This window comes from Vibrio sp. V10_P2A27P122, from assembly GCF_963874335.1.
In the GTDB taxonomy this organism is placed as follows: domain Bacteria; phylum Pseudomonadota; class Gammaproteobacteria; order Enterobacterales; family Vibrionaceae; genus Vibrio; species Vibrio anguillarum.
The window spans coordinates 1-21,360 of the sequence record NZ_CAWNHY010000236.1; the positions used below are offsets into that span (position 1 = coordinate 1).

Here is a 21,360-nt window from a genome sequence, read left to right on the forward strand (position 1 = left end):
GTCAGTAAGTAAGCGCGATAAACCTTTGAAAATCCCTGTTCAATGCGTGTGGAACACGCTGCCAGATCGAGCGGAGCGGAGACAACGGTTGCCGCGCTAACGATCGAGTCGTGATTATATTGCGCTAAATAATTAACCAACATATTGCCGCCAAGAGAAATGCCCACCGCCACGATAGGTCGATTCGGGCATTGCTTGCGTATGTATTCGAGCACAAAGCGTGCATCTTCAACTTCACCAGAATGGTAAGCACGTGCCAGATGGTTCGGTTTGCCGCTACAGCCGCGAAAATGCATCATGACCGATAACCACCCCTGCTGTGCGAAGGCGTACATTAAGCCATTGGCATAAGGGCTATGAAAACTGCCTTCTAAGCCATGAAACAAGATAAATAGGGGTTTATTTTGTACTCGCTCTGAGCGCCAATCATCACTCCAAGCAAGGTCTAAAAAATCACCATCAGGTGTAAACAGCGTTTGCCACAGCGGCTCAAAACGTGCGCGTTTGCGCAACAAACGAGGAAGCAGAGTCTGAAGGTGTGGATTTGTTAGTCCAGTAGCAGCGATAAATGGAGTCATAACCATAGCGTATTATTTTTATGAATTGCGACCAGTATACACCGAGCGAGCAATTGATGTAGTTACGGTTTTTGAGAATGAGGCGCCGGGGTTTTAAAAGCGAGATGCAAATGCTCACAGCCAAGCTGGCGACAGTAACGCAGCGTTAATGGTTCACCATGGTTATTCTGCAATGCCAATGCGTTGATACATTCCACAAGGTCAGCTTGCTGCTGCTTTTCAAGCTGCAGCTCAAATTGCAGCGCCTCGCGGTACAGCGTATCTGGCACCATGCTTTTCAAACGTCGTCTTAACTCTCGGTAACTGTGCAGCAGCGCTTCTGAACGACCGATACATTGAGTGACATTTTGCCAGTCAGCATCGGCAACCGTCACTTGTTGCTCATCAAGCCATTTGAGTAGCAGCAATAAGTTGACGTTGCCGTGGAAGTTATTTTGTAAACTTAAGCACGCCTCTTTCACTTCTCGCACGCTGTAGTATTGCAAACTGAATTGCCATAAGCGTTCTAAGGTCAGTGATAATCGTACGTGCTCTTGGCTCATCTTAGCGACTGAATTCCTGCTCTAGTTGTTCGAGTGTCTCTTGTTCCGACATCCATTCCATTTCGATCGCTTCAAGTGCCGATTTACTGCGAGCTTGAAGCGCAATCACTTCGGTAAGTTTAGCTTTGTTTTCGGCTTCATACAGCGAAGTATCAGACAATTGCTCTTCAGTTTGCGCCAGTGCCGCGTTCAATGTGTCCATTTTCGCTTCGAGTTGTGTCAGTTTTTTGCGAATTGGTGCGGTTTGGATGCGAAATTCCGCTTCTCGGCGCTTTTGATCTTTTTTGGCTGCGGCACTGTTGCTGCTGTCTTTGGCAGGTTGCTGAGATTGAACTTCTCTACGTTCCGCTTTCTGTTGTTCTGTCAGCCACTTGTAGTAGTCGGTCAAATCCCCATCGAAAGGCGCGACTTGACGATCGTGCACCAAGTACAAGTCATCGGTGGTTGCGCGCAGTAGATAGCGATCATGGCTGACGATGACCATCGCGCCTTCAAAGGTTTGCAGGGCAAACGTTAGGGCTTGACGCATATCCAAGTCTAAGTGGTTGGTGGGTTCATCAAGCAGCAGCAAGTTCGGTTTTTGCCACACAATTAGCGCAAGCACTAAGCGAGCCTTTTCACCCCCGGAAAACGGAGCGATTTTTTCTAGCGCTTTGTCGCCTTGGAAACCAAAGCTACCCAGATAATTACGCAGCTCAAGTTCGTTTTTATCTGGGGCGATTTGCATCATGTGCTGCAGAGGGGTCTCTTCTGGATGCAGTGTTTCTAACTGATGCTGGGCAAAGTAACCAATTTTTACACCTTGCGAATAAGTGAGATCGCCGCCTTGCGGTTTTAACTCACCGGAGAGCAATTTAATTAATGTTGATTTACCCGCACCGTTACGCCCGAGTAATCCAATACGGCTTCCCGGTACAAGGTTGAGGCGAATTTTTTCTAAAATTAAACGTTCACCATACCCGGCGTAGACTTCGTCCATCATCATGATTGGGTTAGGCAGTGCTGAAGGCTCTCGAAATTCGAAATTAAATGGGTTATCAAATTGAGCTGGCAGCACTTTTTCCATTCGTTCCAACGCTTTGATACGACTTTGTGCTTGGCGAGCTTTGGAGGCCTTGTAGCGGAAACGGTCGATGTAGCTTTGCATGTGCACCATCTGCTTTTGCTGCTTCTGGTACATGGCTTGCTGCAAGATCAGTTTTTGCGCCCGTTGATTTTCAAACGATGAGTAGTTTCCGGTGTATTCATTCATGGTTTGATTTTCGATATGGATGATGCGTCCGACGATCGGATCAAGAAAATCGCGGTCATGGGAAATCAAGATCAAGGTGCCGGGATAGTTTTGTAACCAACGTTCAAGCCACATGACGGCGTCCAAATCCAAGTGGTTGGTTGGTTCATCAAGCAGCAGTAAATCCGAGCGGCACAACAGCGCTTGCGCTAAGTTTAAGCGCATCCGCCAACCACCCGAAAATTGCGTTAAACTCCATCCCATCTGCTCTTGGCTAAACCCCAAACCATCAAGCAGTTCAGAAGCGCGGGCGCGAATACTGTATCCGCCGATGGTTTCAATTTTTCCATGCAGCTCTGCAACCAAGGTTCCTTGGTCTGCCTCTTCAGCAACGCTGAGGCGTCGTTCTAATTCACGATATTCACGATCGCCATCGATGACATATTCAATCGCATTGCGATCAAGAGCCGGAGTTTCTTGGGCAACCCAAGCCAGTTCCCAATGAGCTGGTTTACTGAAGGAGCCAGCGTCAATAGATAGCTCATCTTTGAGTAGGGCAAAGAGCGTTGATTTGCCACACCCATTTTTGCCTACTAGGCCAACTTTATCGCCCGGCTGGATAGTTGCAGAGGCCTTTTCAAGGAGCGGTTTACCGCCGCGCAGTAATTGAATATCAGAGAAGGTAATCATAAAAATCTATTTTTCATATCGAGACGTTATCGCGTGGAATAGTAGGGGCAATAAGGATAAATGTCGATCATTATGCAAATTGCGTTATTATGCTTAATAACATATTGATAACTATTGGGAGCGCAGACAAAAATGTCCACCACCGTCATGCCTGACCAAATTACACCTAAAATATTGGTGATTTATGCGCATCCTGAGCCATTAAACTCCATCGCCAATCAAACCATGCTGCTCAATATTGCGTCACTTTCCCACGTCACAGTGCATGACTTGTATGCAACCTATCCCGATTTTTTTATCGATGTGCACGCAGAGCAGCAAAAACTACTTGAGCATGATGTGATTGTGTTTCAACACCCTCTTTATATGTATTCCTGCCCAGCGCTACTCAAAGAGTGGTTTGATCGCGTGCTTGCCAAAGGGTTTGCCTTCGGCGGACAGACGGCGTTGCATGGTAAATACTGGCGTAGCGTCATCACCACGGGCGGAAAAAAAGAAGCGTTTGATGAGCGGGGCTACAACAAATACCCACTGGATCAAATTCTCCAACCATTTGAATTAACCGCGGCTCTGTGTTGTATGAACTGGATGGAACCGTTAGTTCTCTACTGGTCACGTAATGTGAGTGATATGGAGCGCTATCAACACGCTGAGCATTATCGACACTGGTTGCAACACCCACTGGCCACACAAGGAGAGCTTGATGGCGTTAAGCGGTGATTTTTTACAAAGCAGCGTGGTGTTTTTAACCGCGGCTGTGGTGGCCGTACCGATTGCTCAGCGTGCAGGGTTGGGTTCGGTGCTCGGCTATTTGTTAGCGGGTGTAGCCATAGGCCCTTGGGGGCTGGGTTTAATCAGTGATGTGCAAGCCATATTACACTTTGCTGAATTTGGCGTGGTGCTGCTGTTGTTTCTGATTGGGCTGGAATTAAACCCCAAAAAATTGTGGCAGATGCGTGGGCCGATCCTTGGTTTGGGTGGCGCGCAGGTGGTGGTAAGTACCTTAGTCATTGCCAGTATTGCTTATCTATTAGGCGTTAACTGGCAGAGTAGTTTAGTGATTGGTATGGGCCTTGCGCTCTCTTCGACAGCAATCGCATTACGCGTAATTGAAGAGCAAGGGCTAACGCGCAGTGAAGCTGGCCAGTCTGGTTTTGCGGTACTGCTTTTTCAAGATATCGCTGTCATCCCGATGTTGGCCTTTTTGCCTTTACTGGCAGGCAACGCCGGTGGAAGCTGGTTAGATGTGACTTGGATGTTGGGTGGCATTACCGCTTTGCTGGTCGGGGGGCATTTTCTATTGAGCCCGCTGTTTCGTTATATTGTGACCAGTGGTGTGCGTGAACTTTTTACCGTTGCTGCCTTGCTGTTGGTGATTGGGATTGCACTGTTAATGCAGCAGCTTGGCTTGTCAATGGCACTCGGTACTTTCCTTGCTGGCGTGTTGCTGGCAGAAAGTGAATTTCGCCATGAACTTGAGATCGCGATTGAACCGTTTAAAGGGTTATTGCTCGGGCTATTTTTTATTGCCGTTGGAATGGCGGTTAATTTGGGCTTATTGGCGCAAGCGCCGCTGCAAGTGTTGGCGGCTGTATTAGGTCTAGTGGTGCTGAAAGGAGGAATCCTTTATCTCCTCGCACGTTTATCGGGTACGCGTTCTAAAGCGCGCAGCAAAATGGCGGCGATCCTCAGCCAAGGCGGCGAGTTCGCGTTCGTGATTTTTACTGCGGCAAGCGCGCAGGGCGTGCTATCACCGGATCAAGTGGCCTTTTTGCTCGTTGTGGTCAGTCTGTCGATGGTCACCACACCTTTATTACTGATGATTCAGGACAAATGGTTTGCGCGAAAATTGAACCTCAGCAGTGACGATGAGATGCATTCCGATGTCGTCAATAAACAGCCGCAAATTATCATTGCGGGTTTTGGGCGTTTTGGGCAAATTGTAGGGCGTTTGATGTACGCCAATAAGATTAAAATTACCGTATTAGAAAGCGATGCCAGTCAAATTAAATTATTGAGAGAGTACGGTTATAACGTTTTTTATGGTGATGCGACTCAACTTGAACTGTTGCGCGCCGCGGGTGCAGAAGAAGCTGAGGCGATTGTTATCTGTACTGATGCGCCCGATGAAGTGATGAAAATTGTCGAGCTTTGTCAGCACCATTTCCCGCAGTTAAAGATCTTAGCTCGCGCTCGTAGCCGGGTAGAGGCGTATCAGTTACTCAGCCATGGGGTCGATAAATACTCGCGGGAAACTTTCTTAGGCGCTTTGGACCTCGGCCGACAAGTACTGGTCGAATTGGGCATGCACCCTTACCAAGCCAAGCGCGCCGAAGCACATTTTAGAAAACTCGATAATGCGATGCTCAAAGAGCTGCTACCGCAACATAACCAAGACAAACAACTCGCACTGCGCGCCAAAGAGGCACGTAAAGAGCTGGAAGAAATATTTGGGCGTGAAATGGATAATGATCGCCAATCTCGTCATTATTGGGAAAAATAACGCCAATCAATATTCAGTTGTAGGATGTAACGTGAAACAGAAAAAACGCTTTATTGCCGGTGCAAAGTGCCCAAGTTGTCAGTCACAAGATACTCTGCGCTGGTGGGTTGAAAACAACATAGAGCTCGTTGAGTGTGTCGAGTGCGACTACCATGAACAGCGAAAGCCCAAATCTGTAGAAAAAAGTGAACATGCTCGGCAAGAGATGATCGGGATTTTTAAACCAGAATAATTGAGTTTCTGGAATAGATCTTCATAATACGCCTCATACCGATCGATTTCTTAGGTTTGAAGATGACAACCTAGGAACAAACCTCCTTGGAGTTGTTATGAAAATTGAAAAGAACGTGGTTGTAAGCCTAGCCTACCAATTAGTATTGGAAGATGGTGCAGTCGTAGACCAATCAACAGTTGATGCACCACTAGATTACCTTCACGGTCACAACAATCTAATCACTGGCCTTGAAAATGAGTTAGAAGGAAAAGTTGTGGGCGATAAGTTCACAGCAACTATCGCTCCTGAAGAAGCGTACGGTGAATACAACGATGAGCTTGTACAACGTGTACCTGCTGAAGTTTTCCAAGGCGTTGATGAAATTGAAGTGGGTATGCGTTTTCTAGCGGATACTGACCAAGGCCAAATTCCAGTTGAAATCACGGAAGTGGATGGTGACGAAGTGGTAGTTGATGGTAACCACATGTTGGCTGGCCAAACATTAACGTTTGATGTAGAAGTCGTTGCGATTCGCGCTGCAACTGAAGAAGAGATCCAACATGGTCACATTCACCAAGCTGGTGGCTGTGGACATGGCCACGATCATGACCACGATCATGATCATGAAGGTGGTTGCTGTGGTGGTGAAGGCCATGACCATGGTGAGAAAAAAGAAGGTTGTTGCGGTGGCGGCAGCTGCGGTTCACATTAATCATTTTTTGGTTGGTAGTGCCAAAGTAGGCAGTAATAACCGACTGATACAATGAAATGGAAAGCGTTAATCGTCATGCGATTAGCGCTTTTTTGTTGCTTGTTAATTATTACAGTACTCACTTGCCGCCTACCTGCAACTTCAAGTTATTTGGGTATAGTTAATGTGTAGAACAGAAGTGTATTGCCTCTCAATTTATTAAGTTAAGGAATTCTCATGTCACAACCTTTTGCTATAGCAATTCATGGCGGCGCTGGAACCATCATTCGTCAACAAATGAGCGAATCATTAAAGCGCGATATTTTGAACACGCTAGAAAGTGCTGTCCGAGCGGGGCATCAAGTACTGGCACAAGGTGGTGATGCACTGGATGCGGTGGTTGAGGCTGTGAAAATACTTGAGGACTCTCCGTTGTTTAACGCAGGAAAAGGTTCGGTGTTAACGCATCAAGAGATGGTGGAGATGGACGCCTCTGCCATGCATGGCAAAATGATGGACGCAGGCGCGGTCGCTGGGGTTCGGCACATTAAAAACCCAGTGCAGCTCGCGCGTGATGTAATGAAGCACAGTGATCATGTGTTGTTGATTGGTGAGGGCGCAGAAGCGTTTGCTTTTACTCAAGGGCATCAATATACAGAACAAGATTACTTTTTTACTGAGCGTCGTTATGAACAGTTGCTAGCGATGAAAAGCAACAATCAATTTGCTTTGTCGGAATCAAAATTCCCAGATGACAAGAAATTTGGCACTGTTGGCGCAGTTGCATTGGATAAACAAGGCAACCTTGCGTCTGCTACTAGTACCGGTGGCATCACGAATAAAAAATTTGGTCGCGTCGGCGATTCTCCTATCATAGGGGCAGGAACGGTGGCTGAAAATGGTAATGTGGCGGTATCGACAACGGGCATGGGGGAATATTTCATTCGTAAAATGGTTGCCAGTGACGTTGCCGCTCGCATGCGTTATTTAAAAGAAGATGTTCATACCGCATGTGAAACCATTATTCAGGGTGAACTTAAAACGCTCGGTGGTGAGGGTGGATTGATCGCCATTGATGCGCAAGGCGACATTCATTTTGCAATGAACAGTTCCGGTATGTACCGTGCTTGTGTTGATCGTCAAGGAGAGCTGATCGTAAAAATATATTCGGATGAGTAACTTACGCGCCTAATAACTGAATCATTTATTAAGTTATATTTTTATGACATTTTCGTGTTTAAAAAAGGACTGCAAGGAAAAGGATTCGGTGCTAGAATCCTTTTTTAACTAGCAATCAGACTTGGAAAGATGGGAAATAACGTAGTCGTTCTAGGCACCCAATGGGGTGACGAAGGCAAAGGTAAAATCGTAGACCTTTTAACTGAAGATGCAAAATACGTGGTTCGCTACCAAGGCGGCCATAATGCAGGCCACACTTTGGTCATTGACGGTGAAAAAACCGTTCTTCATTTAATTCCATCCGGCATTCTTCGCAATAAAGTGAAATGCATCATCGGCAACGGTGTTGTGCTTTCACCTGACGCACTAATCAATGAAATGAAGCCTCTAGAAGAGCGTGGTATTCCAGTCCGCGAACGTCTTTTCATTTCTGAAGCTTGCCCACTTATTCTTCCTTACCACATTGCGCTTGACCAAGCTCGTGAAACGGCTCGTGGTAAAAAAGCAATTGGTACGACAGGTCGTGGTATCGGTCCTGCTTATGAAGACAAAGTGGCTCGTCGTGGTTTACGCGTTGGTGACTTGTTCGATATGGCTTCATTTGCAGAAAAGCTAAAAGAAGTGATGGAGTTCCATAACTTCCAACTTGAGCATTTCTACAAAGCTGAACCAGTAAGCTACGAATCCGTACTTGAGCAAGCACAAGGCTATGCTGATTTGTTGACTTCGATGGTGATCGACGTGACCGATGAACTTGATGCAGCGCGTAAGCGTGGCGACAAAATCATGTTCGAAGGTGCGCAAGGTACTATGCTTGATATCGACCACGGTACATACCCATACGTAACGTCTTCTAACACGACTGCTGGTGGTGTTGCTGCAGGTTCTGGTTTCGGCCCTCGTCATCTAGGTTATATTCTAGGTATCGCGAAAGCTTACTGTACTCGCGTTGGTGCAGGTCCATTCCCAACCGAATTGGATGATGAAATCGGTAATCACCTAGGCACGAAAGGCCATGAGTTTGGTGCAACAACAGGCCGTAAGCGCCGTTGTGGTTGGTTTGATGCGGTAGCGATGCGTCGCGCCATTCAAATTAACTCAGTCACAGGCTTCTGCTTGACTAAACTTGACGTACTTGATGGTCTAGAAGAGCTAAAAATCTGTACGGGTTACCAAATGCCAGATGGCTCAATTGCTCAAGTATCACCAATGGCAGCTGACGCTTTTGAAGCGGTAACACCTATTTACGAAACTATGCCTGGTTGGTCTGAAAATACTTTCGGTGCTAAATCAATTGATGCCCTGCCACAAGCGGCGCTTGATTACATCAAACGTATTGAAGAGTTGACTGGTGTACCTGTTGACATCGTTTCTACAGGTCCAGATCGTAACGAAACCATTATCAAGGTTCACCCATTTTCAGTTTAATGGTTGATTGATAAACGTTTTTAAAACCGGCTTTCAGAGCCGGTTTTTTTATACCTGTATTGATGATATTTTGTCCTTGGTGTGGCAATAAATGGCCGAATAACGGCAAATTTTGTCTAAAGAGTTTGCCGCACTGGTCGATAAAGTTATCAAGCCCAGCCCTAGATGAAACTGAGGCTATAATTTTAAGGCTATCGATAGACATAAAGAGTGCAGGTATGAAGCTACGAACGGTAGCAGCTTCATTGTTTTTAGCGCTGACCTCATCCTTGAGTCATGCCAACGTGGCGGAAGTGGGTGAGCCAGTCCCTATTTACACCGAAGCTGAACTAATCAAGTTAATTGAGCAAAATAAACATTTAGAGCAAGTCAAGGCCGACAACTGCCAATTGGTAGAAGATATTGTTGCGCGTGCTACTCGCATCAGCCTGCCTTCCTACGAGTTTTTGTATGGAGATATGCTAGCGTGGGGGGTCTGTGTAGATCAAGATGTCGAACTTGGCTTGTACTATATGGAAAATGCAGCTCATCAAGGTTTACCCGCTGCGTTAGAGCAGCTTGGGCGTTATTATTCGCGTGGTACTTTAGTACAGCAGGATAAAGAGCGAGCTATTCCCTATCTGCGTGAAGCCGCTGCGATGGGCAATATTAATGCTCGTATCCATCTAGCTGAGCTTCTGCTGCGTGATTATGGCAGCCCGCTTGATTATGAAGATGCTTATCGCTGGCTTTATAATTCGGTGACTATCGATCAAAGAATACATTCTCGGATCTCTATGCTCCGGCAGGGGTTAGAGCAGCGAATGCCACAAAATGTGGTTGCGCGAGCCAAGCGCAGAGACACGTTTTGGTAGCCTTCATTAGTGCTTTTTTTATTTCGCCCACACGGTTGGGCGAAGTCATTTCTACGCTTTTCCTCTAACGCATTAGCCTATAATAATCAATACGCTGCTGTAGCTTCTGCCGTGAGTCAGTTATACTCTGGCTATCTCTCCTTGCTTTAGCAGGTCTGCCTATGTCTGAAATTATCAATAACGATCCTTTTGCGGATCGAGAATCTAGCAATTACGAAAATCCAATTCCAAGCCGAGAATTCATCCTCGAATTTCTAACCGAAGCCAATGTACCGATGAATCGTAATGATCTTTTTGAGGCATTGGGTTTGTCTGGTGAAGAGCAATACGAAGGGCTACGCCGTCGTTTGCGTGCGATGGAGCGAGATGGCCAATTGGTATTTACTCGTCGCCAATGCTATGCATTGCCAGAAAAACTGGAAATGATCAAAGGTCACGTAATCGGACATAAAGATGGTCATGGGTGGGTTCGTCCTGATGGCAGCGTTGGCAAAGATAACGATGTTTTGCTACCTCATCACCAAATGCGTACCATTATTCATGGCGACTACGTGCTGGTACAACCGACAGGCACGGATAAAAGAGGCCGTAAAGAAGGGCGTTTGGTCCGAGTGTTGGAAGAACGTAAAACCCAACTTGTTGGGCGTTTCTTCCTCGAAAATGGCTACTCTTATGTCGTGCCCGATGATTCACGCATCACTCAAGACATCTTGATCCCTAATGAGCACAAAGGCGGAGCTCGCATGGGGAACGTGGTGGTGATTGAAATTACCGATCGTGGTGCCAGAGCAAGAGGAATGACAGGCAGGGTTGTTGAAGTACTTGGGGAAAATATGGCTCCCGGTATGGAGACACAAATAGCGATTCGCACTCACCAGATCCCTCATGAGTGGCCGCAAGAAGTATTAAAGCAAGTCGAAAACCTGAGAGAAGAAGTTCCAGAAGAGGCGAAGCAAGGGCGCGTGGATTTGCGTCAATTACCTTTAGTGACTATTGATGGTGAAGACGCGCGTGACTTTGATGATGCGGTGTATTGCGAAGCCAAAAAAGGTGGTGGCTGGCGTCTCTGGGTTGCGATTGCTGACGTAAGTTATTATGTGCGCCCCGACACGGCTCTTGATAAAGAAGCGATCAACCGTGGTAACTCAGTTTACTTCCCATCGCAAGTCGTTCCTATGCTACCGGAAGTACTGTCGAACGGTCTTTGTTCACTTAATCCACAAGTCGACCGTCTATGCATGGTGTGCGAGATGACAGTCTCTGCAACGGGCAAAATTTCGGGTTACAAACATTACGAAGCCGTGATGAACTCTCATGCCCGTTTAACTTACAACAAAGTACACGCCATTCTTGAAGGGGATGAAGAGCTACGCGAACGTTATCAAGCCGTGGTTCCTCATCTTGAAGAACTCTATTCGATGTATAAGGTGCTAAAAGCAGCGCGTGATGAGCGTGGCGGTATCGAATTTGAAACGATTGAAACTAAGTTTATTTTTAATGCTGAGCGTAAAATCGACAGCATTGAACCTGTTGTCCGTAATGATGCGCACAAAATAATCGAAGAGTGCATGATCCTCGCTAATATTGCTTCAGCATCGCTGGTGGAAAAAGCGAAAGAGCCCGCTCTGTACCGTATCCATGAATCACCGGGAGAAGAGCGTTTGACCGGTTTTAGGGATTTCTTAGGCGAGCTTGGTTTGAACTTAGCGGGTGGGCTAGAGCCTTCGCCAACCGATTACGCTAACTTAATGAAACAGATTGGTGAGCGCCAAGACAAAGAGTTGATCCAAACCATGCTACTGCGCTCCATGAAGCAGGCTGTGTATAACGCGGATAACTGTGGTCACTTTGGTTTAGCGCTCAAACGCTATGCGCACTTTACTTCACCTATTCGTCGCTACCCTGATCTCCTATTGCACCGCGCAATTAAATATTTGATTGCCAAAGAATCGGGTAATCACACCGACCGTTGGACAACCACAGGTGGTTATCACTACTCTTTTGATGACATGGACTTCTATGGTCAGCAATGTTCAATGACAGAACGCCGTGCTGATGATGCGACGCGCGAAGTATCTGATTGGCTCAAGTGTGAATACATGCAAGATCATGTAGGCGAAGAGCTTGATGGAGTCATAGCCAACGTGACTGGTTTCGGTTTCTTCGTTCGTTTAACTGAGTTGCACATTGATGGATTGGTCCATATTTCAACGCTAGCGAATGACTACTATCAATTTGATCCCGTGGGACAACGATTGATCGGCGAAAGTTTTGGCAACATCTATCGCTTAGGTGACGCCGTTAAAGTCAAAGTGTTATCCGTCAACTTGGATGATCGTCAAATTGACTTTGAAATCGTGGGCACTAGCCGTAAGCTGCGCGGAGAAGGCAAGACAGCGAAGAAACGTGCAACGGATGCACGAGAGAAAGCACGTGGCAAGAAGGTGACGTCAAGTAAAGGAAAGGCAACTCCTTTAGTTGAAGCGACTAAACGCCCAGATGAAAAAAGTAGTGAAGGCTCAAAACCTGAACGGAAAAAAAGCAAAACAACAAAAGCACGCAAAAAGAAACCCGCGGCCAAAGCAAATAAAGCGCGTGCTAGTAAATAACGATCAATGGGTAAATCATGAGTAACGAATGTATTTATGGTATTCACGCGGTCAGCGCTGTACTTGAAAAAGATCCAGCGCGATTGATAGAAGCGTTTGTACTGAAAGGGCGACAAGATGATCGTCTGCTTCCACTGTTAAATGAACTGCAACATTGCGGTGTCTCTATTCAACAGATGGGACGTAAAACATTGGATGACAAGGCTCAAGGGGCGAATCATCAGGGCATCATTGCTCGTGTAAAACCAGCAAAACAGCTTAATGAGCATGATTTAGAAGCAATCATCGCACAGCATGAACAACCGCTATTACTTGTTTTGGATGGTGTTACCGATCCGCATAATCTCGGCGCATGCTTACGTAACGCCGATGCTGCCGGGGTCGCTGCAGTGATCGTACCAAAAGATAAGTCAGCACCAATGACGGCAACGGTCAGCAAAGTCGCTTGTGGCGCTGCTGAAACTGTGCCTTTAGTACGAGTGACGAATCTTGCACGTACCATGCGCGCCCTTCAAGAACAAGGCGTATGGTTTGTTGGCACTGCCGGTGAGGCGACGCATGACATTTACCAAGCGAAACTGACAGGGCCCCTTGCGATTGTTATGGGCGCTGAAGGGGATGGTATGCGCCGTTTAACGCGCGAAACCTGCGATGATCTGATCAAAATACCGATGGCGGGCACCGTTTCTAGCCTAAACGTATCAGTAGCGGCTGGGATCTGTCTGTTTGAAGCAGTGAGACAGCGCCAAGCTGTATAATTGTGCAACAGGGATAAAAGGATAGGGTCGTGAGTGCTCACCTCATCTTTCTATCCCTTCTATACTTCCTCAGTGAAAGAAGAAATAGATAGTTTATAAGTTTAATTTCTACACAGCGCTTGCATGTGTAATGGTGATCTGTATAATGCACCGCACTGGTTAAATCCAGTTGTGAACCAATGAGCAGTGAGGAGTAAACTGACCTAGCTGTTAGTTTAGTAACGTATACTCAGCTTATGTTCGCAGTTAATACAATTAGCTCTGTTGCGTTTAGTAATAGATTAAAGTTAATCGAAAATTAACTGACAATGTGCCTAATTTTGGCACTACGGTTTCACATAAATCAATCGGCATTCTCTCGTTTTAACGAGTTTGAGTGGCGATATTGTTTGTGTAATTTTTAATTATTGGAGCTCTGTCTCATGCAGAACCAACGTATCCGTATCCGCCTAAAAGCGTTCGATTACAAACTAATCGATGCTTCTACAGCGGAAATCGTTGAAACAGCTAAGCGTACCGGCGCACAGGTTCGTGGTCCTATTCCACTTCCTACTCGTAAAGAGCGTTTCACTGTTCTTATCTCTCCACACGTCAACAAAGATGCTCGTGATCAGTACGAAATTCGTACTCACAAACGTCTAATCGACATCGTTGAGCCAACAGATAAAACTGTTGATGCACTGATGCGCCTAGATCTAGCTGCTGGCGTTGACGTACAAATCAGCCTAGGTTAAGGGAGATTAGAAGAATGATTGGTCTAGTCGGACGTAAAGTGGGTATGACCCGCGTATTTACTGAAGAAGGCGTTTCTATCCCAGTAACTGTTGTTGAGGTTGAAGCAAACCGTATTTCTCAAGTGAAAACTCTTGAGACTGACGGCTATGCAGCAATCCAGGTAACTACTGGTACTAAGAAAGCCAACCGTGTAACTAAACCAGAAGCTGGTCACTTTGCGAAAGCAGGTGTAGAAGCTGGTCGCGGTCTTTGGGAATTCCGTTTAGAAAACGGCGAAGAGTTTGAAGTTGGCACTGAGCTAAATGTAGAACTTTTCAACGAAGTTAAAAAAGTAGACGTTACTGGTACATCTAAAGGTAAAGGTTTCCAAGGTGCTGTTAAGCGCTGGAATTTCCGTACCCAAGATATGACTCACGGTAACTCTTTGTCTCACCGTGCACCGGGTTCAATTGGCCAATGTCAAACTCCAGGTCGCGTGTTCAAAGGCAAAAAAATGGCAGGTCACATGGGTGCTGAGCGTGTAACGACTCAAAACCTAGAGATCGTACGTGTTGACGCTGAGCGCAATCTGCTTCTTATTAAAGGTGCAGTACCAGGTGCAACTGGCGCTAACGTGATCGTCAAACCAGCTATTAAAGCATAACGTCTAGGAGTAAGTAATGGAATTGATGGTTAAAGGTGCTAACGCACTAACTGTTTCCGAAACTACTTTCGGACGTGAGTTCAACGAAGCCCTTGTACATCAAGTAGTTGTTGCGTATGCAGCAGGTGCTCGTCAAGGTACTCGTGCTCAAAAGACACGTTCAGAAGTTTCTGGCGGTGGCGCTAAGCCATGGCGTCAAAAAGGTACTGGCCGTGCACGTGCTGGTACAATTCGTAGCCCAATCTGGCGTACAGGTGGTGTTACTTTTGCTGCGAAACCACAAGATCACAGCCAAAAAGTAAACAAAAAAATGTACCGTGGTGCTATGAAGAGCATTCTTTCTGAACTAGTTCGTCAAGAGCGTTTAATCGTTGTTGATAACTTCTCAGTAGAAGTACCAAAAACTAAAGAGCTATTAGCTAAGCTTAAAGAACTTGAGCTTAACGATGTACTCATCGTTACTGGCGAAGTAGACGAGAATCTATTCTTAGCTGCTCGCAACCTATATAAAGTTGACGCACGTGACGTAGCGGGTCTTGACCCAGTTAGCCTAATTGCGTTTGACAAGGTTCTAATGACTGCAGAAGCAGTTAAGCAAGTTGAGGAGATGCTGGCATGATCAGTGAAGAGCGTCTACTAAAAGTTCTACGTGCACCGCACATCTCTGAAAAAGCAACTATGACTGCTGAGAAAGCGAACACTATCGTTTTCAAAGTAGCAAAAGATGCAACTAAGAAAGAGATCAAAGCAGCTGTAGAAAAGCTATTTGAAGTTGAAGTTAAGTCTGTAAATACTCTTATCACTAAGGGTAAGACCAAACGTCAAGGTCTACGCCAAGGTCGCCGCAGCGACGTTAAAAAAGCGTATGTGACTTTGAAAGAAGGTCAAGATCTTGACTTTGTTGGCGGCGCGGAATAACAGGAGTAGTTGAATAATGGCTATTGTTAAATGTAAGCCGACTTCCCCTGGTCGTCGTCACGTCGTTAAAGTTGTTAACGCTGACCTACACAAGGGTAAGCCATACGCACCTCTTCTAGAGAAAAACTCTAAGAATGGTGGTCGTAACAACAACGGTCGTATCACAGTACGTCATATCGGTGGTGGTCATAAGCAACACTATCGTTTGGTTGACTTCAAACGTACTAAAGATGGCATCCCAGCGAAAGTTGAGCGTCTAGAATACGATCCAAACCGTAGCGCAAATATCGCTCTAGTTCTGTACGCAGACGGCGAGCGTCGTTACATTATCGCACCTAAAGGTGTTCAAGCTGGTGATACAATCCAGTCTGGTGTTGATGCGCCAATTAAAGCAGGTAACACTCTGCCAATGCGCAACATCCCAGTGGGTTCTACTATTCACTGTGTTGAACTTAAGCCTGGTAAAGGTGCACAGCTAGCTCGTTCGGCTGGTGCATATGCTCAACTTGTCGCTCGCGACGGTACTTATGCAACTATCCGCCTACGTTCTGGTGAAATGCGCAAAGTACTTTCTGAAGGCCGTGCAACAATCGGTGAAGTTGGTAACTCTGAGCACATGCTACGTGAACTAGGTAAAGCTGGTGCTTCACGCTGGCGCGGCGTACGTCCAACTGTACGTGGTGTAGTAATGAACCCGGTTGACCACCCACACGGTGGTGGTGAAGGCCGCACTTCTGGTGGTCGTCACCCAGTATCTCCTTGGGGTATGCCTACTAAGGGCTTCAAGACTCGTAGCAACAAACGCACCGACAAGTACATCGTACGTCGTCGTAATAAGTAATCTATATAAGAGGATAAGCCATGCCACGTTCTCTCAAGAAAGGTCCATTTATTGACCTACACTTGCTGAAGAAGGTAGAGAAAGCGGTGGAAAGCGGAGACAAAAAGCCTATTAAGACTTGGTCCCGTCGTTCAATGATCATTCCATCAATGATTGGTTTGACCATCGCTGTCCATAATGGTCGTCAGCACGTTCCAGTATTTGTCACTGATGAAATGATCGGTCACAAACTGGGCGAATTCGCACCAACTCGTACTTACCGTGGTCACGCTGCGGATAAGAAAGCTAAGAAGCGCTAAGGAGTAAATGATGGAAGCTATTGCTAAACATAACTTTGCTCGCATTTCTCCTCAGAAAGCTCGCTTAGTTGCAGATCTAATCCGTGGTAAATCTGTGGATCAGGCTCTTGAAATCCTAACTTTCAGCAACAAAAAAGCGGCTGTATTAGTTAAGAAAGTTCTAGAGTCAGCTATCGCTAACGCAGAACACAACGAAGGTGCAGATATCGACGATCTTAATGTCGCTAAAATCTTCGTAGATGAGGGCCCGGTCATGAAGCGTATTATGCCTCGTGCAAAAGGCCGTGCGGATCGTATCTTGAAGCGTTCAAGCCACATCACTGTTGTTGTAGCAGACCGCTAAGAGACTAGGAGAGTAAGCAATGGGTCAGAAAGTACATCCTAATGGTATTCGTCTTGGCATCGTTAAGCCTTGGAATGCTACATGGTTTGCTAACACCAAAGATTTCGCTGACAACCTAGACGGCGACTTCAAGGTACGTCAGTTCCTTACTAAGGAACTTTCAAAAGCGTCTCTATCACGCATCGTTATCGAGCGTCCTGCTAAGAGCATTCGTGTGACTATCCACACTGCTCGCCCAGGCGTTGTTATCGGTAAGAAAGGTGAAGACGTTGAGAAGCTACGCGCAGCTGTAGCTAAAATTGCAGGTGTACCAGCGCAAATTAACATCGCTGAAGTACGTAAGCCTGAGCTAGACGGCCAATTAGTGGCTGATAGCATCGCGTCTCAACTAGAGCGTCGCGTTATGTTCCGTCGTGCTATGAAGCGTGCGGTACAAAATGCTATGCGTCTAGGCGCTAAAGGTATCAAAGTGGAAGTAAGCGGTCGTCTTGGCGGCGCTGAAATTGCACGTTCTGAGTGGTACCGTGAAGGCCGTGTGCCTCTACACACTCTACGTGCTGACATTGATTACGCAACTTCTTCGGCTCACACTCAATACGGTGTGATCGGCGTTAAAGTTTGGATCTTCAAGGGTGAAATCCTTGGTGGTATGCCAGCTGCAAACGCTGTTGAGCCAAAGGCTGACAAGCCTAAGAAGCAGCGTAAAGGCCGTAAGTAAGGAGTCGACTGATGCTACAACCTAAACGCACTAAGTTCCGTAAGGTTCATACTGGTCGCAACCGCGGTCTAGCTAAAGGTACTGACGTAAGCTTCGGTACATTTGGTCTTAAAGCCGTTGGACGTGGTCGTCTAACTGCTCGTCAGATCGAAGCGGCACGTCGTGCAATGACACGTCACGTTAAGCGTCAAGGTAAAATCTGGATCCGTGTGTTCCCAGATAAGCCAATCACTGAAAAACCACTAGAAGTTCGTCAAGGTAAGGGTAAAGGTAACGTTGAGTACTGGGTAGCCCAAATCCAACCTGGTAAGGTTATGTACGAAATGGACGGTGTACCTGAAGAATTGGCACGTGAAGCGTTCCGCCTAGCGGCTCGTAAACTGCCATTCAAAACTACATTCGTAATTAAACAGGTGATGTGATGAAAGCACTAGATCTACGCGCAAAAAGCGCTGAAGAGCTTAACGCTGAGCTACTGAATTTGCTACGTGAACAGTTCAACTTGCGCATGCAAGCTGCAACTGGTCAACTACAGCAAACTCATACTTTGAAAGCTGTACGCCGTGATATCGCACGCGTTAAAACTGTTTTGACTGAGAAGGCAGGCGAATAATGAGCGACAAAATTCGTACTCAACTAGGTCGTGTTATTAGTGACAAGATGGATAAATCTATCACTGTTGCTATCGAGCGCATGGTGAAACACCCAATTTACGGTAAATTCGTAAAGCGTACGACTAAAGTACACGCACATGACGAAAACAACGAGTGTGGCCTAGGCGATACCGTTGAGATTCGTGAGTGTCGTCCTCTGTCTAAGACTAAGTCTTGGACATTGGTTAAAGTTATAGAAAAAGCGAAGATGTAATCATCGTTATTCTATGATTTTAAACGGCTCCAAAGTTTTTTTGGAGCCGTTTATTTTTTGTCTACCCAATCTTAGGAAAGGGTGGTACAATTCGCGTCCCTTTTAAAGAGGCAGCCCGACCCGAGAGGGTCTAGTTTTAATATTTAGCGGAGCACTAACAATGATCCAAATGCAAAGTACACTTGATGCAGCTGATAACTCAGGCGCGCGCAAGGTAATGTGTATTAAGGTTCTGGGTGGCTCTCACCGCCGTTATGCACATATCGGTGACATCATCAAAGTTACAGTGAAGGAAGCAATTCCTCGCGGTAAAGTTAAAAAAGGTGATGTACTGAAGGCGGTGGTAGTTCGCACCCGTAAAGGCGTACGTCGTCCAGACGGTTCTGTCATTCGCTTCGACCGTAATGCTTGCGTATTGTTGAACAATAATACAGAGCAACCTATCGGTACACGTATCTTTGGTCCAGTGACTCGTGAACTTCGCAATGCGAAATTTATGAAAATCGTGTCACTAGCACCTGAAGTTCTGTAAGGAGCGGCACACATGGCAGCTAAAATCCGTCGTAATGACGAAGTAATCGTTCTTGCTGGTAAAGATAAAGGCAAGAAAGGTAAAGTAACTAAGGTTCTCGTAACTGGTAAAGTTATCGTTGAAGGTATCAACCTTGTTAAGAAACACCAAAAGCCGGTTCCGGCTCTAGGTCAACAAGGTGGCATCGTTGAACAAGAAGCAGCTATTGATGCTTCTAACGTTGCAATCTTTAACGCAGCAACTGGTAAAGCGGACCGTATCGGTTTCCGTTTTGAAGACGGCAAAAAAGTTCGTTTCTTCAAATCTAACGGTGAAATCGTTTCTAACTAATTAGAAGTAATTTGGAGTTCTACTATGGCGAAACTGCATGATTACTACAAGTCGTCTGTAGTGACTGAACTGACCAAACAGTTCGGTTACACAAGCGTCATGCAAGTCCCTAGGATTGATAAAATCACCCTAAACATGGGCGTTGGTGAAGCTATCAACGATAAGAAACTATTAGAAAATGCAGCAGCTGATATGGCTACGATCTCTGGTCAAAAACCACTGATCACTAAAGCTCGTAAATCTGTTGCAGGTTTCAAAATTCGTGAAGGCTACCCAATTGGTTGTAAAGTAACCTTGCGTGGCGAACGTATGTGGGATTTTTTAGAGCGTTTAATCTCTATTGCACTTCCACGTGTACGTGACTTCCGTGGTGTTAGCGCTAAGTCTTTTGACGGACGCGGTAACTACAGCATGGGCGTTCGCGAGCAAATCATCTTCCCAGAAATCGACTACGATAAAGTCGATCGTGTACGCGGTCTTGATATCACTATCACGACTTCTGCTGGTACCGATGAGGAAGGCCGTGCTCTGCTGGCTGCCTTTAACTTCCCATTCCGTAAGTAAGGTGAAGGGTTACTGTTATGGCTAAACAATCAATGAAAGCACGTGAAGTAAAACGTGCAAAGCTAGTAGCTAAGTTCGCAGAAAAGCGTGCAATGCTAAAAGCTACCATCAGCGATGTAAACGCATCTGAAGAAGATCGTTGGAACGCAGTTCTTAAACTGCAAGCTCTTCCACGTGATTCAAGTGCTTCACGTCAGCGCAACCGTTGCAACCAAACTGGTCGTCCACACGGTTTCCTACGTAAGTTCGGTCTAAGCCGCATCAAAGTTCGCGAAGCTTGCATGAAAGGCGAGATTCCTGGACTTCGTAAGGCTAGCTGGTAATTGCCACTTAATCATTTGGAGTAAATCTTATGAGCATGCAAGATCCGATTTCGGATATGCTGACCCGCATTCGTAACGGTCAGGCAGCAAATAAAGTTGCTGTAAAAATGCCTTCTTCAAAGCTTAAAGTTGCAATTGCTGCACTGCTAAAAGCTGAAGGTTATATCGCAGATTTCGCTGTTGAAGGCGAAGTAAAACCTGAGCTAGAAGTTACTCTTAAGTACTTCCAAGCTAAACCAGTAATCGAGCAAATCCAACGTGTTTCACGTCCTGGTCTACGCGTTTATAAGAAAAAAGACGCGTTACCAACAGTGATGGGCGGTATGGGTGTTGCTGTGGTGTCCACTTCCAAGGGTCTGATGTCTGACCGTGCTGCTCGCAAAGCAGGTCTTGGCGGTGAAATCATTTGCTACGTAGCGTAAGGAGTAGGATATGTCTCGTGTTGCTAAAGCACCTGTCGCTATTCCAGCTGGCGTAGAGGTGAAACTAAACGGCCAAGAAATCACTGTAAAAGGTGGTAAAGGTGAGCTGACTCGCGTCCTGAATAAAGGCGTAGTTATTGCACAGGAAGAAAACAACCTTACTTTCGGTCCTCGTGAAGGTGTTGCTAACGCTTGGGCACAAGCAGGTACTGCTCGTGCACTAGTAAACAACATGGTTGTTGGTGTTACTGCAGGCTTTACTAAGAAGCTTGTTCTTAAAGGTGTTGGTTACCGTGCTGCTATTAAAGGCAACTCAGTAAGTCTTACTTTAGGCTTCTCACACCCTGTAGAGCATGAACTACCAGCGGGTATCAATGCTGAATGTCCTAGCCAAACTGAAATTGTCCTAACTGGTTGCGATAAGCAAGTAGTGGGTCAAGTTGCGGCTGACATCCGTTCTTACCGTGAGCCAGAACCTTATAAAGGTAAAGGCGTCCGTTACGCAGATGAAAATGTGCGTAGTAAAGAAGCTAAGAAGAAGTAAGGTA

The 21,360-nt window shown here is 46.1% G+C and carries 30 protein-coding genes; 26 read left to right on the forward strand and 4 right to left on the reverse strand.

The window, feature by feature from the left end; translation table 11 throughout:
- The 3 genes from AACQ17_RS09870 to AACQ17_RS09880 form a co-directional block, all read right to left on the reverse strand.
- The coding region (locus AACQ17_RS09870; protein WP_094167603.1) for a hydrolase at positions 1 to 578 on the reverse strand (578 nt) is incomplete at its 3' end.
- Positions 579 to 640: 62 nt separating this feature from the next.
- Positions 641 to 1,120, reverse strand: coding sequence for a TIGR02444 family protein (locus tag AACQ17_RS09875; RefSeq protein WP_017046745.1), 480 nt, complete (start codon positions 1,118 to 1,120; stop codon positions 641 to 643).
- A gap of 1 nt (position 1,121) precedes the next feature.
- Complete coding sequence (locus AACQ17_RS09880; protein ID WP_017049199.1) at positions 1,122 to 3,041, reverse strand: ABC transporter ATP-binding protein; 1,920 nt, start codon at positions 3,039 to 3,041, stop codon at positions 1,122 to 1,124.
- A 132-nt stretch (positions 3,042 to 3,173) separates the two neighbouring features.
- Between AACQ17_RS09880 and kefG the strand changes: the two genes are divergently transcribed.
- The 6 genes from kefG to AACQ17_RS09910 all read left to right on the forward strand — a co-directional run bounded on the left by kefG (position 3,174) and on the right by AACQ17_RS09910 (position 9,056).
- Positions 3,174 to 3,761: a glutathione-regulated potassium-efflux system ancillary protein KefG gene (kefG, locus tag AACQ17_RS09885; protein WP_026029181.1), complete on the forward strand. Its 588-nt coding sequence runs from the start codon at positions 3,174 to 3,176 to the stop codon at positions 3,759 to 3,761.
- Positions 3,745 to 5,544: a glutathione-regulated potassium-efflux system protein KefB gene (gene kefB, locus AACQ17_RS09890; RefSeq protein ID WP_094147275.1), complete on the forward strand. Its 1,800-nt coding sequence runs from the start codon at positions 3,745 to 3,747 to the stop codon at positions 5,542 to 5,544. The genes kefG and kefB overlap by 17 nt, the downstream gene beginning before the upstream one ends.
- Before the next feature lie 31 nt (positions 5,545 to 5,575).
- Entirely contained in the window at positions 5,576 to 5,776 is a 201-nt protein-coding gene (locus tag AACQ17_RS09895; protein WP_010318749.1) for a YheV family putative zinc ribbon protein, read from the forward strand.
- Positions 5,777 to 5,873: 97 nt separating this feature from the next.
- Positions 5,874 to 6,470 (forward strand): peptidylprolyl isomerase, encoded by a 597-nt coding sequence (gene slyD / locus AACQ17_RS09900; protein ID WP_013855912.1) that lies wholly within the window; start codon positions 5,874 to 5,876, stop codon positions 6,468 to 6,470.
- A gap of 216 nt (positions 6,471 to 6,686) precedes the next feature.
- On the forward strand, positions 6,687 to 7,628 hold the full coding sequence (locus AACQ17_RS09905) for an isoaspartyl peptidase/L-asparaginase family protein (protein WP_094147276.1): 942 nt from the start codon (positions 6,687 to 6,689) through the stop codon (positions 7,626 to 7,628).
- Positions 7,629 to 7,757: 129 nt separating this feature from the next.
- Positions 7,758 to 9,056, forward strand: a complete 1,299-nt coding sequence (locus tag AACQ17_RS09910; protein WP_013855915.1) for an adenylosuccinate synthase — start codon at positions 7,758 to 7,760, stop codon at positions 9,054 to 9,056.
- Here the strand turns inward: AACQ17_RS09910 and AACQ17_RS09915 are convergent.
- Positions 9,031 to 9,261 (reverse strand): hypothetical protein, encoded by a 231-nt coding sequence (locus AACQ17_RS09915; RefSeq protein WP_013855916.1) that lies wholly within the window; start codon positions 9,259 to 9,261, stop codon positions 9,031 to 9,033. The genes AACQ17_RS09910 and AACQ17_RS09915 overlap by 26 nt on opposite strands.
- Positions 9,262 to 9,274: 13 nt before the next feature.
- Between AACQ17_RS09915 and motX the strand changes: the two genes are divergently transcribed.
- The 20 genes from motX (at position 9,275) to rplF (ending at position 21,356) form a co-directional block, all read left to right on the forward strand.
- Positions 9,275 to 9,910, forward strand: coding sequence for a flagellar protein MotX (gene motX, locus AACQ17_RS09920; RefSeq protein WP_013855917.1), 636 nt, complete (start codon positions 9,275 to 9,277; stop codon positions 9,908 to 9,910).
- A gap of 161 nt (positions 9,911 to 10,071) precedes the next feature.
- A complete protein-coding gene (gene rnr / locus AACQ17_RS09925; protein ID WP_017046740.1) occupies positions 10,072 to 12,519 on the forward strand; it encodes a ribonuclease R in 2,448 nt (815 codons plus the stop codon).
- A 17-nt stretch (positions 12,520 to 12,536) separates the two neighbouring features.
- Positions 12,537 to 13,277, forward strand: coding sequence for a 23S rRNA (guanosine(2251)-2'-O)-methyltransferase RlmB (gene rlmB, locus AACQ17_RS09930; protein ID WP_017042851.1), 741 nt, complete (start codon positions 12,537 to 12,539; stop codon positions 13,275 to 13,277).
- Between the two features lie 422 nt (positions 13,278 to 13,699).
- Positions 13,700 to 14,011: a 30S ribosomal protein S10 gene (gene rpsJ / locus AACQ17_RS09935; protein ID WP_001181007.1), complete on the forward strand. Its 312-nt coding sequence runs from the start codon at positions 13,700 to 13,702 to the stop codon at positions 14,009 to 14,011.
- A gap of 14 nt (positions 14,012 to 14,025) precedes the next feature.
- Complete coding sequence (gene rplC / locus AACQ17_RS09940) at positions 14,026 to 14,655, forward strand: 50S ribosomal protein L3 (protein WP_013855921.1); 630 nt, start codon at positions 14,026 to 14,028, stop codon at positions 14,653 to 14,655.
- 16 nt (positions 14,656 to 14,671) lie between these two features.
- Entirely contained in the window at positions 14,672 to 15,274 is a 603-nt protein-coding gene (gene rplD / locus AACQ17_RS09945; RefSeq protein ID WP_094147100.1) for a 50S ribosomal protein L4, read from the forward strand.
- Positions 15,271 to 15,573: a 50S ribosomal protein L23 gene (gene rplW / locus AACQ17_RS09950; protein WP_010318760.1), complete on the forward strand. Its 303-nt coding sequence runs from the start codon at positions 15,271 to 15,273 to the stop codon at positions 15,571 to 15,573. The genes rplD and rplW overlap by 4 nt, the downstream gene beginning before the upstream one ends.
- Before the next feature lie 16 nt (positions 15,574 to 15,589).
- Positions 15,590 to 16,414: a 50S ribosomal protein L2 gene (gene rplB, locus AACQ17_RS09955; RefSeq protein WP_013855922.1), complete on the forward strand. Its 825-nt coding sequence runs from the start codon at positions 15,590 to 15,592 to the stop codon at positions 16,412 to 16,414.
- Between the two features lie 20 nt (positions 16,415 to 16,434).
- Positions 16,435 to 16,713, forward strand: coding sequence for a 30S ribosomal protein S19 (gene rpsS, locus AACQ17_RS09960; protein WP_010318762.1), 279 nt, complete (start codon positions 16,435 to 16,437; stop codon positions 16,711 to 16,713).
- Between the two features lie 10 nt (positions 16,714 to 16,723).
- Positions 16,724 to 17,056 (forward strand): 50S ribosomal protein L22, encoded by a 333-nt coding sequence (gene rplV, locus AACQ17_RS09965; protein WP_026027327.1) that lies wholly within the window; start codon positions 16,724 to 16,726, stop codon positions 17,054 to 17,056.
- 19 nt (positions 17,057 to 17,075) lie between these two features.
- Entirely contained in the window at positions 17,076 to 17,774 is a 699-nt protein-coding gene (rpsC, locus tag AACQ17_RS09970; RefSeq protein WP_010318764.1) for a 30S ribosomal protein S3, read from the forward strand.
- 11 nt (positions 17,775 to 17,785) lie between these two features.
- Positions 17,786 to 18,196, forward strand: coding sequence for a 50S ribosomal protein L16 (gene rplP / locus AACQ17_RS09975; protein WP_010318765.1), 411 nt, complete (start codon positions 17,786 to 17,788; stop codon positions 18,194 to 18,196).
- Positions 18,196 to 18,387, forward strand: a complete 192-nt coding sequence (gene rpmC, locus AACQ17_RS09980; RefSeq protein ID WP_010318766.1) for a 50S ribosomal protein L29 — start codon at positions 18,196 to 18,198, stop codon at positions 18,385 to 18,387. The genes rplP and rpmC overlap by 1 nt, the downstream gene beginning before the upstream one ends.
- Positions 18,387 to 18,641, forward strand: coding sequence for a 30S ribosomal protein S17 (gene rpsQ / locus AACQ17_RS09985; RefSeq protein ID WP_013855925.1), 255 nt, complete (start codon positions 18,387 to 18,389; stop codon positions 18,639 to 18,641). Before rpmC ends, rpsQ begins: the two co-directional genes overlap by 1 nt.
- A gap of 160 nt (positions 18,642 to 18,801) precedes the next feature.
- Entirely contained in the window at positions 18,802 to 19,173 is a 372-nt protein-coding gene (gene rplN, locus AACQ17_RS09990; RefSeq protein WP_010318768.1) for a 50S ribosomal protein L14, read from the forward strand.
- Between the two features lie 12 nt (positions 19,174 to 19,185).
- A complete protein-coding gene (gene rplX / locus AACQ17_RS09995; protein WP_010318769.1) occupies positions 19,186 to 19,503 on the forward strand; it encodes a 50S ribosomal protein L24 in 318 nt (105 codons plus the stop codon).
- 24 nt (positions 19,504 to 19,527) lie between these two features.
- Complete coding sequence (gene rplE, locus AACQ17_RS10000) at positions 19,528 to 20,067, forward strand: 50S ribosomal protein L5 (protein ID WP_010318770.1); 540 nt, start codon at positions 19,528 to 19,530, stop codon at positions 20,065 to 20,067.
- Positions 20,068 to 20,084: 17 nt separating this feature from the next.
- Positions 20,085 to 20,390: a 30S ribosomal protein S14 gene (gene rpsN / locus AACQ17_RS10005; protein ID WP_010318771.1), complete on the forward strand. Its 306-nt coding sequence runs from the start codon at positions 20,085 to 20,087 to the stop codon at positions 20,388 to 20,390.
- Between the two features lie 29 nt (positions 20,391 to 20,419).
- A complete protein-coding gene (rpsH, locus tag AACQ17_RS10010; RefSeq protein WP_010318772.1) occupies positions 20,420 to 20,812 on the forward strand; it encodes a 30S ribosomal protein S8 in 393 nt (130 codons plus the stop codon).
- Between the two features lie 10 nt (positions 20,813 to 20,822).
- Positions 20,823 to 21,356 (forward strand): 50S ribosomal protein L6, encoded by a 534-nt coding sequence (gene rplF, locus AACQ17_RS10015; RefSeq protein ID WP_010318773.1) that lies wholly within the window; start codon positions 20,823 to 20,825, stop codon positions 21,354 to 21,356.
- The last annotated feature ends 4 nt before the right edge of the window (positions 21,357 to 21,360 follow it).

Bases quoted from the DNA above. Each gene is read 5' to 3' on its own strand.
- AACQ17_RS09875 (WP_017046745.1), bottom strand. From the start codon at position 1,120: ATGAGCCAAGAGCACGTACGATTATCACTGACCTTAGAACGCTTATGG.
- AACQ17_RS09880 (WP_017049199.1), bottom strand. From the start codon at position 3,041: ATGATTACCTTCTCTGATATTCAATTACTGCGCGGCGGTAAACCGCTC.
- kefG (WP_026029181.1), top strand. From the start codon at position 3,174: ATGTCCACCACCGTCATGCCTGACCAAATTACACCTAAAATATTGGTG.
- kefB (WP_094147275.1), top strand. From the start codon at position 3,745: ATGGCGTTAAGCGGTGATTTTTTACAAAGCAGCGTGGTGTTTTTAACC.
- slyD (WP_013855912.1), top strand. From the start codon at position 5,874: ATGAAAATTGAAAAGAACGTGGTTGTAAGCCTAGCCTACCAATTAGTA.
- AACQ17_RS09905 (WP_094147276.1), top strand. From the start codon at position 6,687: ATGTCACAACCTTTTGCTATAGCAATTCATGGCGGCGCTGGAACCATC.
- AACQ17_RS09910 (WP_013855915.1), top strand. From the start codon at position 7,758: ATGGGAAATAACGTAGTCGTTCTAGGCACCCAATGGGGTGACGAAGGC.
- AACQ17_RS09915 (WP_013855916.1), bottom strand. From the start codon at position 9,261: ATGTCTATCGATAGCCTTAAAATTATAGCCTCAGTTTCATCTAGGGCT.
- motX (WP_013855917.1), top strand. From the start codon at position 9,275: ATGAAGCTACGAACGGTAGCAGCTTCATTGTTTTTAGCGCTGACCTCA.
- rnr (WP_017046740.1), top strand. From the start codon at position 10,072: ATGTCTGAAATTATCAATAACGATCCTTTTGCGGATCGAGAATCTAGC.
- rlmB (WP_017042851.1), top strand. From the start codon at position 12,537: ATGAGTAACGAATGTATTTATGGTATTCACGCGGTCAGCGCTGTACTT.
- rpsJ (WP_001181007.1), top strand. From the start codon at position 13,700: ATGCAGAACCAACGTATCCGTATCCGCCTAAAAGCGTTCGATTACAAA.
- rplC (WP_013855921.1), top strand. From the start codon at position 14,026: ATGATTGGTCTAGTCGGACGTAAAGTGGGTATGACCCGCGTATTTACT.
- rplD (WP_094147100.1), top strand. From the start codon at position 14,672: ATGGAATTGATGGTTAAAGGTGCTAACGCACTAACTGTTTCCGAAACT.
- rplW (WP_010318760.1), top strand. From the start codon at position 15,271: ATGATCAGTGAAGAGCGTCTACTAAAAGTTCTACGTGCACCGCACATC.
- rplB (WP_013855922.1), top strand. From the start codon at position 15,590: ATGGCTATTGTTAAATGTAAGCCGACTTCCCCTGGTCGTCGTCACGTC.
- rpsS (WP_010318762.1), top strand. From the start codon at position 16,435: ATGCCACGTTCTCTCAAGAAAGGTCCATTTATTGACCTACACTTGCTG.
- rplV (WP_026027327.1), top strand. From the start codon at position 16,724: ATGGAAGCTATTGCTAAACATAACTTTGCTCGCATTTCTCCTCAGAAA.
- rpsC (WP_010318764.1), top strand. From the start codon at position 17,076: ATGGGTCAGAAAGTACATCCTAATGGTATTCGTCTTGGCATCGTTAAG.
- rplP (WP_010318765.1), top strand. From the start codon at position 17,786: ATGCTACAACCTAAACGCACTAAGTTCCGTAAGGTTCATACTGGTCGC.
- rpmC (WP_010318766.1), top strand. From the start codon at position 18,196: ATGAAAGCACTAGATCTACGCGCAAAAAGCGCTGAAGAGCTTAACGCT.
- rpsQ (WP_013855925.1), top strand. From the start codon at position 18,387: ATGAGCGACAAAATTCGTACTCAACTAGGTCGTGTTATTAGTGACAAG.
- rplN (WP_010318768.1), top strand. From the start codon at position 18,802: ATGATCCAAATGCAAAGTACACTTGATGCAGCTGATAACTCAGGCGCG.
- rplX (WP_010318769.1), top strand. From the start codon at position 19,186: ATGGCAGCTAAAATCCGTCGTAATGACGAAGTAATCGTTCTTGCTGGT.
- rplE (WP_010318770.1), top strand. From the start codon at position 19,528: ATGGCGAAACTGCATGATTACTACAAGTCGTCTGTAGTGACTGAACTG.
- rpsN (WP_010318771.1), top strand. From the start codon at position 20,085: ATGGCTAAACAATCAATGAAAGCACGTGAAGTAAAACGTGCAAAGCTA.
- rpsH (WP_010318772.1), top strand. From the start codon at position 20,420: ATGAGCATGCAAGATCCGATTTCGGATATGCTGACCCGCATTCGTAAC.
- rplF (WP_010318773.1), top strand. From the start codon at position 20,823: ATGTCTCGTGTTGCTAAAGCACCTGTCGCTATTCCAGCTGGCGTAGAG.